Raw genomic sequence first — 16,847 nt, forward strand, 5'->3', positions numbered from 1 at the left:
CGACCTCCCCCCCCCCGCCCCCCGCCGCGGGCGCCCCCCCGCCGCGGTCCGCGGGCCGCCGGGCCGCCGGCGGGGGGGCGGCCGCCGGCGCCCGGCCGCCGGCCCCGGCGCCGGGACCGGCCGGTAAGCGGCCAACCGCGTGGCGCCCGTGACTGCCCGCACCCGCGGCGAACCCGTGCGGACCCGTCACGGTGGCGGCCGCACCCACGGCCGGCGTCTCGTCCGGTCCGAGCCGGGGACCCGGAGCGGGACGGTCCGCGACGCCGAGGCGGCGCAGTGCCGGCCGGACCAGGGCGGCGGCGGTGAGGAGGAGCGAGGTGGCGAGGACGCAGGCCAGCGCCCGGCCGCCGGCCGTCCCATAGAGAAGGCCGACGCCGAGCGTGCCGATGGTCATCCCGAGCAGGTTCGCGCATTCGTAGACGGCCATGCCCTGTCCGAGGCTCACCCCGGCGGCCTCGGTGACGACGGCCTGCTCGATGGGTACCGCGGCGGCGAAGGCGGCGGCGGCGAGCACCCAGACCACGGCGAGCACCCAGGGCGGGGGAGCCGGGGCGAGGGCAAGGGTGAACGCCGCGCTGCCGACGAGCGCGGCGACCATCACCCGGCCGCGGCCGAGTCCCGTCACGATCGAGTGCAGGAACTCCGGCGCGGTGCTGTAGACGAGGAAACCGGGCAGGAAGACCAGCGCGATCGATGCCGGTTCCAGCCCGTGCCGACGTTGCAGGTCCATCAGGAGCAGCAGCGCCACCCCGGACTCGGCCAACGCGGTGAGCGCGACCACCCCCAGCAGGGGCCACAGCCGGCGGCCGAGGGCGCGCGGTCGCGGTATGCGGGCGGCGTCGCCATCGACACCGGGCGCCCGGTGCGGCAGGGCGATCCCCGCCGCGGCGCAGGCCGCCGCGCCGAGCCAGAACACCCCGCGGTAGTCGACCCGGGGCAGGAGAACGAGAGCGGCGACGAAGGCGATCCACGTGCCCGTCCCCTCGGCCGCGAACAGCCGCGCGAAGGCGCTGGTGTCGGCGGTCAGCGCCGCGGCGACCCGGGCCCGCAGGGCGATCCAGAACACGGCGCCGCCGACGCCGCCGACAACGGCGGCCACCATCGCCATCCCCAGGCTGCCCGCGAGCGCGTACCCGGCGAAGGCCACCGCGTTGATGGCGGCGCCGGCGGCCGCGAGCCGGCTGCGGTCCAGCCGGTCCGCCAGGATGCCGGCGATGGGCCGCGCGAGCAGGGACACGAGCGTCTCCGTGGCGGCCAGCGCGCCGACAGCGGCGGGTGCGAGACCCAGCGCCGCACCGGCCCACAGGGGCAGGAGGAAGTCGAGAACCTCCACCGGCCCGCGGGCCAGCGCGGCGGCGAGTTCGTTGCGCCCGGCCCGGGCCGGGACCGGTGCGGGGGCGGTGGCGGCCACGTGTCCCCTCTCGGACGGAGATCAGGATACGATCGTATCCGGACGTCGGCACTGACGGCCGAATTGATGGGGGGGTCTGATGCCGAAGGTCATCGACCGCGACGCGCGTCGCCGCGCCGTGGCCGCCGCGTTGCTGCGACTCGCGGCGCGGGCCGGGCTGGAGGCCGTGAGCGTGCGCTCGGTCGCGGCCGAGTGCGGCATCTCCCCTGGTGCGGTGCAGAAAATCTTCCCCAGCAAGGAAGAAATGATCCTCGGCGCCCTTGAGCTCACCGAGGAACGGCTGGAGTCCCGCTACGCGTCCCTTCCCCACGACGCCGGCCTCGACGTGCACCTGCGCCAGGCCCTGCCGCTCGATGAGCGGCGGCGCGAGGAAGCGATTATGATCATGGCCTTCAGTGCCCGCGCCGCCGGCCGTTCCGACTGGAGCAAGCTCCTCGCCGAGGGCTACCGTACGATTCAGGACGCGACGGCGGAACTGCTGCGCCGGGCGCAGCGCGACGGCCTCATCGAGGCCGACCGCGATGCCGCCGATATGGCCGCCGGTCTGGTCGCGTTGAGCGATGGCTTCGCGGCGCGCCTGCTCCAGCTGCCACCGGACTCCGCCGAGGCTCGTGGGCTCCTGCGCGCCTTGGACGCGTCGGTCCGAGCCCTGCTGGGGATCACGTCCGGATGGATCCCCCGGGCGACACCGGGCGGTTGAGTGAGCCCGGCCCGGTCTGGCCGAGCAGCGAACGGGCCTGCCTCCTACGGCTGGCGGACGCTCAGCCGGCGCACGCGTCGGTGAACGGCACGTCCGCGGCGAACTTGCGCCACTCGTCCCGGCTCGGCCGCGCCTGCGGCGACGCGCACGCCAGGGTGCGCAGCCTCGCCGGGTCGAGCGAGCCGAGCACGACCGTCCCCTTGTCCGTGGCCGCCGCGACGGTGCCGGCGGCGGTGGTGCTCAGGGCCCGGACCGGCGCGTCGAGCGTGCCCAGTGCGGTGAACGTCGGCGCGGCCAGGGCGAGGTTCCAGTAGGCGACGGTACCGGCGAGATCCGCGCTCACCAGCTGGTTCGCGGTGGTGAACGCGACCGCCGCGACCGGGTCGGAGTGGCCGCTCAGGCGGTGCGCGACCCGGGGATGGGCCGGGTCGGCGACGTCGGCCACCTGCAGGACCCCGTCGTCCCCGCCGGAGGCGAGCAGCCGGCCGTCCGGGCTGAACGCGACCGTGTTCACCGCGCCCGCATGCCCCGTCACCGGCGCCGCCGGGACCGGAAGGCGCGGATCGGTGAGATCCCAGAGCCCCACCGCGCCCCCGACGCCGGCGACCGCGAGCAGCCGGCCGTCCGGGCGCAGCGCGATGCCCGTCACCGGGCCGGTGCGGCCGATCAGCAGGTTCAGCGAGACCGGCGCGTCCGGGTCGGTGATGTCCCACAGGCCCACCGACGAGTCCATGCCCGCGGTGGCCAGCAGGTGCCCCCGCGACGACAGCGCCAGCCGGTGCACCGGCGTCGCCTGCGCGCCGAGGGCGCCGAGGGCGCGTGGCCGGGCCGGCGCGGTGACGTCCCACACCCGGCCGGCGTCGGTGGATCCGCCGGTCGCGAGCGCGCGGCCGCCCGCGTCGAAGACGACACCGCTGGCATGGTCGTCGTCCGAACCGGCCGCGGTGACCACGGGGGGACTCGCACCGGCGAGGCGCCACAGGTGCAGGCGGCCGTTGTCGTCGGTGCCGGCGAGCGTCGTGCCGTCGGGGCTGAGCGCGAGATCCGAGTAGGCGACGCCGGTGCTCGGTATCTGCGTCGCGGTCGACTCCGCGAACGAGGCGATCATGGCGTCGCGGGCGGCCGCGGTCGGCGCGACGGTGTAGGCGGCGAGGCTGAGCCGGGCGGCGAGCCGGGGGTCCTGCGCGCGCCGCGAGGTGGCCTCGGCGGCCAGCCGGGCGGAGACACGGGCCCGCTCGGCGGCGTCCGGACCGCTGGACTGCCCGTTGCCGCGCAGCACGATCAGCGGGACGGCGAGCGCCGCGGCGAGCAGCACCGCGAGCGCCGCGCCGAGGACGACCGCCCGGCGCCGCCCGCCGGCGCGCCCGGCCGCGGCGCCCTGATCTGCCGGGGAGGAGCCGCCGGGGATCGGCCGGGCCGCGGCCGCCGACCGCGGCGAAGGCCCCGGCGATCCTGCCGGCGGCGGCGGGACCGGCCGGGAGACGACCGGTGGCGGGCCGACGAGGGGCGGCGGTGAGAGCTGGGTCCGCTCGGACGCTGCCGGTCCGCCGCCGAGGCCGCGCTGTGGCAGCGCGGGGGCCGGCGCGCTTCGGCTGCCCGCGAGCGCCGCGCTGCTGCCCGGCGCGTGGCCGGCGGCCGCGTTCGGGACCGGCACGTTGCTGGCTGGGGCGGTGCTGGCTGGCACGTTGCTGGCTGAGGCGGTGCTGGCTGGCCGGTTGCTGGCGGGTGCGCTGGTGGCCGGTGCGGATGAGGGCGGTGCGGATGAGGCCGGTGCGTTGGTGGCTGACGCCGCGCTGGCCGGGGTGTTCGTGGTCGGGGCATGGGTAGCCGGGGCGTTCGTGGGTGGGGTGGTGCTGGTCGAGGCGCCGCGGCCGCGCCGGCCCCACCGCCGGTGCCGGTCGCCGGTCGCCTCCGGGCCGCTGCCGCCGGGCGGGACCACCGCGGGGGGCGGCAGGGTCCCGCCGCCGATCAGGGCGGTGCGCAGCTCCTCGGCGCTGGGGCGGTCCGCGGGGTCCTTCGCCATCGCGACCTCGACGAGGCCGCGCAGCTCCGCGTTGACGCCGTCGAGCCGCGGCGGCTCGTTGATGATCCGGTAGAGGATCGCCTCCATCCGTCCGGTGCCGAACGGCGGCTGCCCGGTGGCGGCGAAGATCATGATCGCGCCCCAGGCGAAGATGTCGACCGCCGAGGTGATCGGCGAGTCCAGGATCTGCTCCGGGGACATGTAGCCCGGGGTGCCGATCGCCTGGCGCACGTTGCGGCTCAGCTCGGTGTCCGCGTTGAACTCGCGGGCCAGGCCGAAGTCGATCACCTTCGGGCCGACCGGGGAGAGCAGCACGTTGCCGGGAGTGAGATCGCGGTGGACGATGCCCGCGGCGTGGATGGCGCCGAGCGCCGTCGTCACGCTCACGGCGAGCTGTTCGAGGTCGGCGGGGCGCAGCGGGCCGCGGATCGAGACGTGCCGGGACAGCGTCGGGCCCTCGACGAACTCGGTGACCAGGTACGGCTGCGGGCCGTGCGGGTCGGCGTCGAGCACGGCCGCGGTGGTGAACCGGCGGACCCGCCGGGCGCTCTCGGCCTCCCGTTCGAAGCGGGCCCGGAACTCCGGGCGCTGCGCGAGCTCGGGCCGGATGACCTTGATCGCGACGGCGGTGCCGTCCGGCGCCCGTCCGAGGAACACCGTCCCCATGCCGCCCTGGCCGAGCCGGCCGATGACCTGGTAGGAGCCGAGCTGGCGCGGATCGTCCGGGTGCAGCGGGCGCGCGGAGCTGCCGGCCAACGGAGATGGTGCTGACCCCGCCACCCGTGCCCCACTCCCGCGGCGGCACCGTGGCCCCGCATGTCCCAGTACCGAAATCCGGGCCCGTGGGCCCATGGTGCCACTCTGAACTACTTCTTCATACCAGCAGGTGGTACGGGTGGGCAGATCAGGATTTGTCGCGCCGGTGACACCTGGGTCAGGTGTCACCGGGCAGGGTGGTCATTGCGCGTGGTGGAGCCGCGCTTCATCGACGTCGGATCGCGGACGAAATGTCCAGCAACAAGCAATATCACATGATTTGATCTCCGCCTTCTTTCGGGTCGCGTTCGGCCGGCCCTTTGTGTCGTGCTCTCTCGTTTCCCGGTTGTTGCTGACGAGAGTGGCTAGTGTGTGACGCAGTGCGGGATTTGTCCTGGGGAGGTCGCGTGCTCCGCCGCAATGCCACCTTTGAGGTGACGCTCACCCCGACCGAGTCGTCACTGCTCGCCTCGATGTCCGACGAGCCACGCCAGTTCCTGCTCGACCGTGCCCTCGACGAGTTCGTCGCCGACCTCGGCGCGCTCGACGCGGCGGCGTCGACCATGGTTCCCGGCGCCGCCCGCCCCCGCATCGACACCGCGATCGACGAGGCGGCGCCCACGATCGTGGACGGCACCCTGCTGGTCTCCGGCCAGGAGGTGATGCAGACCTGGGAGGCGCCGCTGATGCGCGCGCTGGCCGAGGCGGTCACGGTTCCCGGGGGCAGTGTGCTGGAGATCGGTTTCGGGCTCGGGCTGTCCGCCGGCTTCGTCCAGGAGCGCGGCCCGGCCCGCCACGTCATCGTCGAGGCCAACGCGGACACCGCCGCCGCGGCGCGGCAGTGGGCGTCGGCCGGTGGCCGCCACGGCGTCGAGATCGTCACCGGGCGCTGGCAGGACGCGCTGCCCGGGCTCGGCCGCTTCGACGGGGTGCTGTTCGACACCTACCCGATGGACGAGTCCGAGGTCGACACCTACGTGCTGCGCGACGCGACGTTCGCCGAGCACTTCTTCGCGCACGCCGCCGAGCACCTGACCGACGGCGGCGCGTTCACCTACTACTCGAACGAGATCGACTCGCTGTCCCGGCGGCATCAGCGCGCGCTGCTGCGCCACTTCCGGTCCTTCTCGGTACGGATCGTGGACGGCCTGCGCCCGCCGGCGGACTGCAGCTACTGGTGGGCGCCGTCGATGGCCGTCGTCGTCACCCGCGACCCGCGCCGCCCCTGACCGGTCCGCGGCCCGGCCCGCCTGCCCGCCGGGTGGCGGACGGGACGGAACGGGCCCCGGCGGTCCCAGGCGCGGCGGCGAGGCGGGTCCGGGCCGGCGGGTCAGGCGGGCTGGCGCTGGTGGCGGGTGCCGCCGCGGACGGCGTCGTCGCGGATCTCGCCGACCAGTTCCTCGAGGATGTCCTCCAGCGCGACCAGTCCGAGCACGGCGCCGCCGGCGTCGGTGACCCGGGCCAGGTGCGCGCCCGAGTGCTGCATCGTGGCGAGCGCGGTGCGCAGGCTGTCATCCGCGCCGACATGCGCCAACGGCCGGACCCACTTGGCCGCGACCGGGCTGGCGCGCCGCTCGGCGCGGGTCTCCAGCACGTCCTTGAGGTGCAGGTAGCCGGTCATCTCACCGGCGTCGTCGAGCACCGGGAAGCGGGTGAAGCCGGTCTCGGCGGCGAGGTTCTCCAACTCCCGCGGGGTGATCGTGGTCGGCACCGTGACCAGGCCCGCGGGGGCGAGCAGCACGCTGCGCGCGGTGCGCTCATCGAACGACAGCGCGCCCGTGAGCAGCTCGTGCTCGTCCTCGGCGAGCAGGCCCTCGCGGTGCGACTCCTCCACCAGACCGGCGACCTCGTCGCGGGTGAAAACGCTCGCGACCTCGTCCTTCGGCTCGACGCCGACCGCCCGTAGCGACAGGCCGGCCACCGCGTTCAGCAGGATGATCACCGGCTTGCCGAGCCGGACGAAGCCGACGAGCAGCGGTGCGAGCACCAGCACCGACCGGTCCGGCAACGCCAGCGCGATGTTCTTCGGGACCATCTCGCCGACGACCACGTGCAGGAACGTCACGACGCCCAGGGCGATCGCGAAGGACAGCGGGTGCAGCAGCGTGCCCGGCAGCCCGATCGCCTCGAACGGTCCGTGCAGCAGATCCGCGAGCGCCGGTTCGCCGAGCGCGCCGAGCCCCAACGTGCAGACGGTGACGCCGAGCTGCGCGCCGGCGAGGAGCACCGAGACGTTCTCCATCGCCCCGAGCGTGATCTTCGCGAGCCGGGAGCCGGCCTGCGCCATCGGTTCGATGCTGGAGCGGCGGGCCGAGATCAGGGCGAACTCGGCGCCCACGAACAGCGCGTTGAGGGCCAGCAGCAGAACGGTGGCGCTGATCGCGAGCAGGGCGTTCATCGGCCTGCCGTCCGGCCGAGCGGCTCGCCCTGGCGTGCCTTCCCCGCGTCCGCGGGGACGTCGTCCAGGGAGGTGACGCCGGTCGGGGCGACCGGGTTCAGCCGGATCCGGTCGACGCGCCGGCCGTCCATCCGCTCGACGGTGTAGCGCACGCCCGCGACGGCGGCGGCGTCTCCGGCGTGCGGGATGCGGCCCAGCGCACGGGCCATCAGGCCGCCGAGCGTCTGGTAGGTGTCGTCGGTGGGGATGTCGATGCCGGTGATGTTGGCCGCCTCCTCCGGGCGCAGCAGTCCGGACAGCAGCCAGCTCCCGTCGCTGCGGCGCAGCGCGCGGGGGGAGACCCGGTCGTGCTCGTCGACGACGTCACCGACGATCTCCTCGATCAGGTCCTCGGCGGTGACCAGGCCGTCCGTCCCGCCGAACTCGTCGACGACGATGGCCATCTGCAGGCCGCCGGCGCGCAGCGTCTCCAGCAGCGGGTCCAGCAGCAGGGTCGAGGGCACCGTCACCGGCGCGACCATGACCTCGCGTACCGGCGTGGTCTCCCGGGCCTCCTCGGGGACGCCGACCGCGTTCTTGATGTGGATGACCCCGACGACGTCGTCGCTGTCCGCGCCGAGCACCGGGTAGCGGGAGTGCCCGGTACGCCGGGTGAGGGTGATGACCTCGCTGATCGGTTCGTCGGCGTGGACGGTGCGCATGCGCATCCGCGGTGTCATGACGTCCTCGGCGGTGCGGTCACCGAACAGCAGCGTCCGCTGCACCAGGGTCGCGGTCTCCCGCGACAGCGTTCCGTGTTCGGCGGACCGTCCGACCAGGGAGAACAGCTCCTGCGCCGAGCGGGCCGAGGCGAGTTCCTCCTGCGGATGGATGCCGAGGCGGTGCAGCAGGGCGTTCGCCGTCGCGTTCAACGTGCGGATGAGCATGCCCGCGACCCGGGTGAACGCCCGCTGCGGCCCCTGCACCGCCCGCGCGACGGCGAGGGGATGGGCGAGCGCCAGGTTCTTCGGCACCAGCTCGCCGAACACCATCGTCACCGCGGTCGCGAGGATCATCGCGATCGTGACGGACAGCGCGCCGACGGCACCCTGGGAGACCCCGAGCGCCCGCAGCGGCCCGCGCAGCAGGGACGCGACCGCCGGTTCGGTGAGGAAGCCGACCGCCAGGTTCGTCACGGTGATCCCGAGCTGGGCACCGGAGAGCTGGGTGGACAGGGTGCGCAACGCGGTCAGGACGCCGCGGGCGCCCCGCACGTCGTTCTCCACGGCCCGCTCGACCGAGGGCCGATCGGCGGTGATGAACGCGAACTCGGCGGCAACGAACACGCCGCAGGCGGCGACGAGCGCCAACCCGAGCAACAACAGCAGCGCCTCGATCATCGGTCGACCCCCGTCGGCGCATACGTGGGTCGGCCGGAACTACATCCGGCGTCGTCGGAGTCCTTCATGATCCCTTCCGGTCGGTGCGGGGCGGCCGGTGCGCTGCCCGTACCCCGTTCTGCGGGTTCAACGCGCCGGGTTCCCCGTCCGTTTCACGATGGCGTGTGGCCGCCGGACGGTCCAGACCCGCGGCGGCCTTCGGTATGAGATCACGATGTGGTCTCGCTGCCGGGCCAACGGGGGTCGCCGGTTGGGTGTCACGGAGGGTGACAGTGGGAAGGGGGAGGATGACGTCACGGCACAGGGAGGTCGCCATGCAACGGCTACGAGTGAGGTTCTCGTCACGTCCCGGCCTCGCGGGCCGGGCGACAGTGTCGCCGTGGGCTGGGTCGCCGCGGACGGCCGGACTGCTCGTCGCGGCGGTGCTCGCCGCCGCCGGCGGCGCGGCCGGCTGTTCCAGTGGCGGATCGGCCTCGACGGTCACCGCTCCCGAGGGCGGCCCGCCGGCCGGCTGGGTGTCACCGGCACCGACCGGCTCGCCGTCGGCGGTGTCACCGGTGCCGGCCCGGCCGACGCCGCCGACCGGGCCGTCCGCGACCCCGGGCCGGGTGAGTCCCTCGACGGCCGCGCCGTCGGCGGGTGGGGTGGCCGCCGCCGGGGTCACCGCGCCGGCCGGCGGGCTGTGCCCGACGTCGCGGCTGTCGGTGCGCTCCGCCGACGGCGAGGGCGCTGCCGGCAGCACCTACGAGAAGCTCGTGCTGACCAACACCGGCAGCACGTCCTGCCTGCTGCGCGGCTTCCCGGGGGTGTCGTACGTCGACGAGGCCGGCCGGCAGGTGGGCGCGGCCGCCACCCGGACGGGCGCGACCGGCGCGGCGGTCCGGCTGGCTCCCGGCGGCTCGGCGACGGCGACGCTGCGCACCGTGCATCCCGGCATCCAGCAGGGCTGCGAACAGCCGGACCAGACCGCCCCGGTGGCGGCGCTGCGGATCTACCCGCCGGCGAACACCGCCGCGCTGCGCCTGCCGCTGTCCGGCGTCACGGCCTGCACCGACCCCGCCGTCACCCAACTGTCGGTGACGGCCTTCACCGGCTAGCCGCGCTGCGGTCGCCGCTACCGGCCGTCACCGCCGGCCAGTAGCGGCGCGGGTGGTCAGAGCCGCTCGATGATGGTGGCGTTGGCCATGCCGCCGCCCTCGCACATCGTCTCCAGGCCGTAGCGCCCGCCGGTGGCCTCGAGGTGGTTGACCAGCGTGGTCAGCAGCCGGGTGCCCGAACCGCCCAGGGCGTGGCCCAGCGCGATCGCGCCGCCGCGCGGGTTGAGCTTCGCCGGGTCCGCCCCGGTGTCACGGGCCCAGGCCAGCGGCACCGGCGCGAAGGCCTCGTTGACCTCGTAGGCGTCGAGGTCGTCGATGGACAGCCCGGTCCGCTCGAGCACCTTGCGGGTCGCCGGGATAGGCCCGGTCAGCATGAGCAGCGGGTCGGAGCCGACCACGGAGAAGCCGTGGAAACGGGCCCGCGGCCGCAGGCCGAGCGCGGCGGCCTTCGACGCGCTCATGATCAGCACCGCGGAGGCGCCGTCGGTCAGCGGGGACGCGTTGCCCGCCGTGACGTGCCAGCCGATCTCCGGGAACCGCGCCGCCAGCTCCTCGGTGTGGAACGACGGCCGCAGCCCGGCGAGGCCGTCGACGGTCGTCGCGGGCCGCACCGTCTGGTCGACCAGATGTGTCGCGGCCTGGCCGTCCGGGAGGATGATGTCCACCGGGATGATCTCGTTCGCGAAGTCGCCGCGGGCCGCCGAGGCGGCGGCGAGCTGGTGCGACCGGGCGGCGAAGGCGTCGAGGTCGGCCCGGTCGAGCTTCCAGCGGGCGCTGATCAGCTCCGCGCCGACGCCCTGGCTGGACAGGCCCTCGGGGTAACGCGCGTGCATGCTCGGGCCGTACGGCGAGCCGCCGACGACGGCGGAGCCCATCGGCACCCGGCTCATCGACTCGACCCCGGCCGCGATCACGATGTCGTACGCCCCGGCGATCACGCCCTGGGCGGCGAAGTGTGCGGCCTGCTGGCTGGAGCCGCACTGGCGGTCGACGGTCGTGGCCGGCACCGACTCGGGGAAACCGGCGGAGAGCACGGCGTAACGCCCGATGTTGGCCGCCTGGTCGCCGATCTGGGTGACACAGCCGGTGATCACGTCGTCGACCTGCGCCGGGTCGAGCCCGTTGCGGTCGACCAGGGCTCGCAGCGCCGTGGCCAGCAGTTCGACCGGGGGGACCGCGGACAGCGCGCCGCCCGGCTTGCCCCGACCCGAGGCCGTGCGGACCGCGTCGACGATGACAGCGTCTTCCATCGCAACTCCCTCGCCAGTGGGACGGCGGAGCGTCCCGCCACCCGACCCGTGTGCTCGACTTCGCCCGGCACAACCACAAAAATGGATTGCACATTCCAGGATAGGGCGGCAGGTCCGGGATGCGCGCGGACGGTCGGTGGTGTGCGGCGTCAGCGCTGGAGGCGGGGCACCGCCAGGCGCGCGGCCGGCTCCCGGACGGCCTCGGTGACGCGTGCGGCGATCCATGCGCGCAGCCCGGCGACGTCCACGCCGTGGGCGGGCCGGTCGGTGAAGGGCGCGAGGTTCTCCGACGCCCGGGTGAGCACCGCGATTCCGCCGCGGGCGTTGCCCCGGGCCAGGTGGGTGATGCCGACGGCGAGCTGGGCCAGCCCGCGCCACAGCTCGCGGTCGTCGTCCGCGGCCGACTTCCAGACCGCCTCCAACACCTCGTGGGCCTGGAAGGGCCGGCCGACGTCCAGCAGGTGCTGCGCGGCGGCCAGCGCGGCGGCGGGCGCGAGGACCGGCGGCAGGTTCAGCGGCGCCACGCCGTCGGCCTCGCGCGGCAACGGGCGCCCGAGCTCGTCCCGGGGACGTTCCGCCGCCCGGCGCGATGGCCGCGGCGCAGTGGGCGGCGGTGCGGCGGAGGGCCGCGGCGGGGTGGGCGACGGTGGCCCGGCAGGGCGCTCGCCAGCCTGCGGGGAGGTGGGCGAGCGCCCGGCGGGGTCGGGGCGTCCGGGGCGGGGCGACGTGGTCATTCCGACCAGTGTGGCCAGGTGACGGCCAACATGTCACCCGCAGTGATCAACCTCGGCCGGGACGCGGCCGCGGTCCGGCCGGTGGGTCCGGCCGCCGGCCGGGTTCAGGCGCCGGCGCCGGCGGCGGTGCGCAGCGCGGCGGCGCGGTCGGTGCGCTCCCAGGCGAACTCCGGCAGCGGCCGGCCGAAATGCCCGTACGCGGCGGTCTGGCGGTAGATCGGGCGCAGCAGCTCGAGGTCGCGGATGATGGCGGCCGGGCGCAGGTCGAAGACCTCCGAGACGGCCCGGGTGATCTCGGCCACGGGGACGGTCTCGGTGCCGAACGTCTCCAGGAACAACCCGACCGGCTCGGCCTTGCCGATCGCGTAGGCGACCTGCAGTTCGGCCCGGCGGGCGAGGCCGGCGGCGACGATGTTCTTGGCCACCCAGCGCAGCGCGTAGGCGGCGGAGCGGTCGACCTTGGACGGGTCCTTGCCGGAGAACGCGCCGCCGCCGTGGCGGGCGTAGCCGCCGTAGGTGTCGATGATGATCTTGCGGCCGGTGAGGCCGGCGTCGCCGATCGGGCCGCCGATCTCGAACCGGCCGGTCGGGTTGACGAGCAGGCGGTAACCGTCGACCTCCAGGCCCAGGTTCTCCTCGGCGAGCCGCTTGAGCTCGGGCTCGATCACGTGCGCGCGAATGTCCGGGATGAGCTGGTTGGTCAGGTCGACGTCGGCGGCGTGATGCGCCGAGACGACGACGGTGTCCAGGCGCACCGGCCGGTCGTCCTCGTCGTACTCGATCGTGACCTGGGTCTTGCCGTCCGGGCGCAGGTAGGGCAGGACACCCTCGTGGCGCACCGCGGACAGGCGCTGGGCCAGCCGGTGGGCCAGCGTGATCGGCAGCGGCAGCAGATCGGGCGTCTCGTCGCTGGCGTAGCCGAACATGATCCCCTGGTCGCCGGCGCCCTGCTGGGCGAGCGCGTCCTCGCCGCCCTCGACCCGGGCCTCGTACGCCTGGTCGACGCCCTGGGCGATGTCGGCGGACTGCGCGCCGATGGACACGAGCACGCCGACGGTCGCGCCGTCGAAGCCGGTCGCGGCGTCGTAGCCGATGTCGGTGAGGGTGCGGCGCACGACCGCGGTCACGTCGACGTGGGCGGAGCTGGTGACCTCGCCGGCCACGTGGACGTGGCCGGTGGTCAGCAGGGTCTCCACCGCGACCCGGGACCGCGGGTCGCCGGCCAGGTAGGCGTCGAGCAGCGCGTCACTGATCTGGTCGGCCAGCTTGTCGGGATGACCTTCGGTGACGGATTCGGAGGTGAACAGACGGCGGGACATGGGAAGCCTCGTTTCGTAGGTCGGCAGCCGCGGTCGCGGTGGGTCGGCGGCGGGGGTGGTGTGGCTCGGTGGCGTGCGCCGGATCCGGGACATCCCCGCCCGCCCGGGCCTGTCCCGGATCCGGCGGGCGCGAAGCTGTCCGGCGAGCTCAGAGCTGTCCGGCGAGCTCAGAGCTGTCCGGCGAGCTCAGAGCTGTCCGGCGAGCTCAGCCTGACGGTGCGGGGTGGGCGCGGGACTGGACGCCGCGCCGGACGCGAACGGGCGGCCTGGCTCGGAGAGCAGCGGGGGAGAAACGGCGCGGGTGCTGATCGGGGTGACCATTGGACTGGCCCCGGTCTCGCGGAAGCGCTGAGGCCGGCCGGCGGACGCGTGCGCCCGCCGTGCGGCTCAGCGCGCGGTACAGATGGCGGACGTCACCCGGGCGAAATCAATGTGACCGCGCGTGACGAGAGGTGTCGGGCGCAGCACGCAGCGATCCCACCACGGCCACAGACGTGACGTCAACCAGCCGCCCGGTGCGCAGGTACCGGTCGGTGCTTTTGCGCCGCTGCGGCGCGCTGGTTACGGTGATGCTCGGGAGACGCTGCTCGTGACGGGCAGTGGTCCGTTCCGGGCAGTGGTCCGTCGCTGGGACGGCGTCGGCGAGCAGGGGGAGGTCGGGGTGTCCGGGGTCCGCAGGCTACTGGCGGCGACGCCCTGCCCGCGTTCCGACGAGGCGCGCCAGCTCACCCACCGTCGGCACATCGACACCTGCCGGGTCAACGCCGCGGCCTGTCGCTGCTGAACGTCCGCGGCTTCCCGGACCTTCTCCCGTCACCCCGGCCCCGGGGCTCGCCTGCTGAGACCTCTCGGCCGAGTCCCACCACCGCTTCGTGGCTGACCGAAGGTCGTCGATCCGGCAGGAACGGCATAGGTCATGACCGATCCCCTCGCATCATCCGAGCAGCCCACCGGCTCCGAGCAGCCCACCGGCTCCGAGCAGCCGACCGGCTCCGAGCAGCCGACCGGCGCCAGGCAGCCCACCGGCGCCAGGCCACCGACCGGCTCCGAGCGGCGGGCGGGTGCCGGGCAGCCCGCCGCGCCGGCGCCCGTGCGGCCGGTCCACCGGCCGTCGACCGCCGCCCGGCCGGCGCGTGGGCGGGACGCGGAGACGGGAGTCGACACCTTCACGTTGCGTGCGGCGCACGTGCTCGACGAGAGCGGTCGGTTCGGTGACCCCGTCGACGTCGCGGTGCGCGCCGGCGTCATCCGGGCGCTCGGCCCGGGCCTGCCGCTGGAGCCGGACGTGGTGGACGTGGACGCCCGCGGGCTGTGGCTGATGCCGGGCGTGGTGGACTGCCACGCCCACGTCACCCAGTCCACCTACGACCCGTTCGAGCTGGTCACCACCCCGCTGTCCACCCGCTACCTGCAGACCGCCGAGGCGCTGCGGGCCAGCCTGCGCGCCGGCGTCACCTTCCTGCGGGACGCCGGCGGCGCCGACGCCGGCATCCGCGATGCGCTGGCCGCGGGGACGGTGCCCGGCCCGCGGATGGCGGTGTCGGTCGTCGCGCTGAGCCGGTCCGGGAGCCACGGCGACGGCGCGATCCTCGGGCCCGGTCTGGAGTCGGCCGACGAGGTGCTCGGGCCGAACTATCCCGGGCGCCCGGCCCGCACCGCCGGGGCGATCGGGGACCTGCCGACCGCGGTCCGCGGCGTGCTGCGGGCCGGTGCCGACTGGGTGATGATCTATGCGTCGGGTGGGGTGATGTCCACCCGGCCCGGCCAACCTGACCTGCCGTTCGGGCAGGCGGAGCTGGCGGCGGGGGTCGCCGAGGCGGCCCGGTACGGCCGGCCGGCGATGGTGCACGCGTTGGGCGAGCGGGCGGTGCAGGCGGCGGTCGCGGCCGGCGCGCGCTCCGTCGAGCACGGCATCGGCCTGGGGGAGGGGGCGGCCGCGGCGATGGTCGCCCGTGGGGTCACGCTGGTGCCGACCCTCGCGCCCTACCGCGATCTCGCGGCGCTCGCCAGTACGGGCGTGCTGCCCGGATGGGCGGTGGAGCGGGCCGAGGCGGCCGCGGCCGGGCTGGTCGAGACCATCGCGGTGGCCCGCGCGGCGGGCGTCCCCATCGCGCTGGGCAGCGACGCCCGCCACCGGACCCGCCACGGCGGCAACCTCGCCGAGATCAGCCATCTGCGCCGGGCCGGGCTCACCCCGCCGGAGGCCCTGCTCGCCGCCACCGCGACCGGGGCCCGGCTCTGCGGGGTGGGCGACCGGCTGGGACGGATCGCCGTCGGCTACACCTTCGACACGATCGTGCTGGACGAGGAGCCGGGGGATCTGGAGTTGTTCGAACGCCCGGACGCCGTCGGCGGCGTCTTCCTCGGCGGCCGGGTGGTGCTGGCGCACCCGCGGCTGCCGGCGGCGCTGACCGGCTCGCCGCGCGCGGCGACCTGGGCCGGTCCCACCTCGACCTGACCGTCCCGCCCCGGCCGCCCGATCCCGCCCCGGCCAGGGCCGCGAATCCAGCTTCCGGTGCTTTTGCGGCCACCGCGGGTCTACCCGGAAGCACGGTTCCCGTGGCCCTTTTCCCGCTTTTTGGCGACCTTTTGTTCGGGCCTGGCGGTCAAGATGCGGAATCGTTCGCCAAAGCTATTGTCGGAGGGGCTCTACCAGGGTTGGAGTCGCTGTGGCAGGCGGATTTTAGCCAGTGACTCCGACATCACCAGGCGCGTATCGGAGGTATTTGGTGCAGCACGCCGAGAAGATTAACGAGTCCATGAGGAAGGCCATTGAGGAGTGCATTTCCTGCTCCGCACTGTGTGAGGAGACAATCTCCTACTGCATGGACATGCCCGGCAGCATGATGGACGCCGCCGACCTGCGGACGATGATGGACTGCGCGGCGGTGACCAGGACCTGTGCCGACATGATGTGTCGGACGTCGCCGTGGCACGCGCAAATGTGCGCCATGTGCGCCCGGGTCTGCGGCGCGTGCGCCGACATGTGCGAGAAGATGCCGCGCGACGCGCAGCTTTCCCGGCTCGCCCGGGCCTGCCGGTCCTGCGAGCAGAGCTGCACCTCCATGGCGGGTGCCGCTGCCTGACGCCGACCACGTCGTCGGTCACCTGGCCGGCGCTCCCACCCACGGGTGGGAGCGCCGGCCTTTTACGTTCTGTCACCGCCGCTGCGCCCACTCTCCGTGGTCGTCTTCCCGTCGCTCACGAGCCTGGCGTCCCCGCTGCCGACCATCTCGTGCCGCGCCGCGAGAGACTGCGACGTGTCCCGTCGTTCCTCCGTCGTGTGCATCAAGTGATGCCATGTGTGTTCGTTGTGTCACTCCTGGTCGACGGCCGCGGGGGGTGATTGCGACATCGTGGCGATGTCTGGCTCGTCCGATGCTTCGGGCGATGTCCGAGAGTGTCGCAGCGACAGCGCAATGCACGTAACGTGGTGGACGTGCGCCGAAATTCATACACAATCTGTACTTGTAACTACCCTCGGTAGTTCGCTACGGTTGGCGGGCACTCGAGCTTCGGACCGACGCCGAGTTCTGCCCGCGGTCCGAAGTCCCCTCCATGACAGTTGGGCAGAAGCGGGGGAACCAGGTTCTGCTGGGCGGTCCCGTCACGACCGCTCTTGGGGTTAAGTCGTCGGCCAGTGCCGACGACCGGGCTTCCCGGCCCGCACCCGACAGCTAACCTCGCAGGCGTGCGGGAAGGATTTCGCGTTGCCTGAGTTTCGGGAACGACCGGCCGCGGCGGTGCCGACCGCCGGGCCTCCAAGTGCCCGGCCAAGAT

At 74.4% G+C, this 16,847-nt stretch carries 13 protein-coding genes and 1 riboswitch; of the genes, 6 read left to right on the plus strand and 7 right to left on the minus strand.

The window, feature by feature from the left end; genetic code table 11:
* Positions 1 to 1,411, minus strand: a 1,411-nt coding sequence (locus MXD60_RS23865) for an MFS transporter (protein ID WP_248821584.1), incomplete at its 3' end; no start/stop codon positions are given.
* A 79-nt stretch (positions 1,412 to 1,490) separates the two neighbouring features.
* Here MXD60_RS23865 and MXD60_RS23870 point away from each other — a divergent pair.
* Positions 1,491 to 2,111 (plus strand): TetR family transcriptional regulator C-terminal domain-containing protein, encoded by a 621-nt coding sequence (locus tag MXD60_RS23870; protein WP_248821585.1) that lies wholly within the window; start codon positions 1,491 to 1,493, stop codon positions 2,109 to 2,111.
* Between the two features lie 61 nt (positions 2,112 to 2,172).
* Here the strand turns inward: MXD60_RS23870 and MXD60_RS23875 are convergent, their stop codons facing one another.
* Positions 2,173 to 4,890 carry a WD40 repeat domain-containing serine/threonine protein kinase gene (locus MXD60_RS23875; RefSeq protein ID WP_248821586.1) on the minus strand — a complete coding sequence of 906 codons (2,718 nt, stop codon included), beginning with the start codon at positions 4,888 to 4,890 and terminating at the stop codon, positions 2,173 to 2,175.
* Between the two features lie 407 nt (positions 4,891 to 5,297).
* Between MXD60_RS23875 and MXD60_RS23880 the strand changes: the two genes are divergently transcribed.
* The gene (locus MXD60_RS23880; RefSeq protein ID WP_248821587.1) at positions 5,298 to 6,119 is read left to right on the plus strand and encodes a class I SAM-dependent methyltransferase; all 822 of its coding nucleotides are present in this window, start codon (positions 5,298 to 5,300) and stop codon (positions 6,117 to 6,119) included.
* A 101-nt stretch (positions 6,120 to 6,220) separates the two neighbouring features.
* Here MXD60_RS23880 and MXD60_RS23885 read toward each other — a convergent pair whose 3' ends face one another.
* Positions 6,221 to 7,288, minus strand: a complete 1,068-nt coding sequence (locus tag MXD60_RS23885) for a hemolysin family protein (RefSeq protein WP_248821588.1) — start codon at positions 7,286 to 7,288, stop codon at positions 6,221 to 6,223.
* Positions 7,285 to 8,667: a hemolysin family protein gene (locus MXD60_RS23890; RefSeq protein ID WP_248821589.1), complete on the minus strand. Its 1,383-nt coding sequence runs from the start codon at positions 8,665 to 8,667 to the stop codon at positions 7,285 to 7,287. The genes MXD60_RS23885 and MXD60_RS23890 overlap by 4 nt, the downstream gene beginning before the upstream one ends.
* Before the next feature lie 314 nt (positions 8,668 to 8,981).
* On the opposite strand from MXD60_RS23890, the gene MXD60_RS23895 reads away from it, so the two are divergent.
* Entirely contained in the window at positions 8,982 to 9,764 is a 783-nt protein-coding gene (locus MXD60_RS23895) for a DUF4232 domain-containing protein (RefSeq protein WP_248821590.1), read from the plus strand.
* Positions 9,765 to 9,820: 56 nt separating this feature from the next.
* Here the strand turns inward: MXD60_RS23895 and MXD60_RS23900 are convergent, their stop codons facing one another.
* From MXD60_RS23900 to metK, 3 genes are all read right to left on the minus strand, one after another.
* A complete protein-coding gene (locus tag MXD60_RS23900; protein ID WP_248821591.1) occupies positions 9,821 to 11,014 on the minus strand; it encodes a thiolase family protein in 1,194 nt (397 codons plus the stop codon).
* Positions 11,015 to 11,163: 149 nt separating this feature from the next.
* Complete coding sequence (locus MXD60_RS23905) at positions 11,164 to 11,538, minus strand: DUF309 domain-containing protein (protein WP_248821592.1); 375 nt, start codon at positions 11,536 to 11,538, stop codon at positions 11,164 to 11,166.
* A 314-nt stretch (positions 11,539 to 11,852) separates the two neighbouring features.
* Positions 11,853 to 13,067 (minus strand): methionine adenosyltransferase, encoded by a 1,215-nt coding sequence (gene metK, locus MXD60_RS23910; protein WP_248821593.1) that lies wholly within the window; start codon positions 13,065 to 13,067, stop codon positions 11,853 to 11,855.
* Positions 13,068 to 13,656: 589 nt separating this feature from the next.
* On the opposite strand from metK, the gene MXD60_RS23915 reads away from it, so the two are divergent.
* The 3 genes from MXD60_RS23915 (at position 13,657) to MXD60_RS23925 (ending at position 16,153) form a co-directional block, all read left to right on the plus strand.
* Complete coding sequence (locus MXD60_RS23915; protein ID WP_248821594.1) at positions 13,657 to 13,851, plus strand: hypothetical protein; 195 nt, start codon at positions 13,657 to 13,659, stop codon at positions 13,849 to 13,851.
* A gap of 132 nt (positions 13,852 to 13,983) precedes the next feature.
* Entirely contained in the window at positions 13,984 to 15,525 is a 1,542-nt protein-coding gene (locus MXD60_RS23920; protein WP_248821595.1) for an amidohydrolase family protein, read from the plus strand.
* Positions 15,526 to 15,826: 301 nt separating this feature from the next.
* Entirely contained in the window at positions 15,827 to 16,153 is a 327-nt protein-coding gene (locus MXD60_RS23925; RefSeq protein ID WP_248821596.1) for a four-helix bundle copper-binding protein, read from the plus strand.
* Between the two features lie 446 nt (positions 16,154 to 16,599).
* Positions 16,600 to 16,773: riboswitch (cyclic di-AMP (ydaO/yuaA leader) on the plus strand.
* The last annotated feature ends 74 nt before the right edge of the window (positions 16,774 to 16,847 follow it).

This window comes from Frankia sp. AgB32 (assembly GCF_023243045.1).
Lineage (GTDB): Bacteria > Actinomycetota > Actinomycetes > Frankiales > Frankiaceae > Frankia.

What these genes read in the sequence shown, in the direction of transcription:
- metK (WP_248821593.1), bottom strand. Translation starts at nt 13,067, where the DNA reads ATGTCCCGCCGTCTGTTCACCTCCGAATCCGTCACCGAAGGTCATCCC.
- MXD60_RS23870 (WP_248821585.1), top strand. Translation starts at nt 1,491, where the DNA reads ATGCCGAAGGTCATCGACCGCGACGCGCGTCGCCGCGCCGTGGCCGCC.
- MXD60_RS23900 (WP_248821591.1), bottom strand. Translation starts at nt 11,014, where the DNA reads ATGGAAGACGCTGTCATCGTCGACGCGGTCCGCACGGCCTCGGGTCGG.
- MXD60_RS23890 (WP_248821589.1), bottom strand. Translation starts at nt 8,667, where the DNA reads ATGATCGAGGCGCTGCTGTTGTTGCTCGGGTTGGCGCTCGTCGCCGCC.
- MXD60_RS23925 (WP_248821596.1), top strand. Translation starts at nt 15,827, where the DNA reads ATGAGGAAGGCCATTGAGGAGTGCATTTCCTGCTCCGCACTGTGTGAG.
- MXD60_RS23885 (WP_248821588.1), bottom strand. Translation starts at nt 7,288, where the DNA reads ATGAACGCCCTGCTCGCGATCAGCGCCACCGTTCTGCTGCTGGCCCTC.
- MXD60_RS23895 (WP_248821590.1), top strand. Translation starts at nt 8,982, where the DNA reads ATGCAACGGCTACGAGTGAGGTTCTCGTCACGTCCCGGCCTCGCGGGC.
- MXD60_RS23920 (WP_248821595.1), top strand. Translation starts at nt 13,984, where the DNA reads ATGACCGATCCCCTCGCATCATCCGAGCAGCCCACCGGCTCCGAGCAG.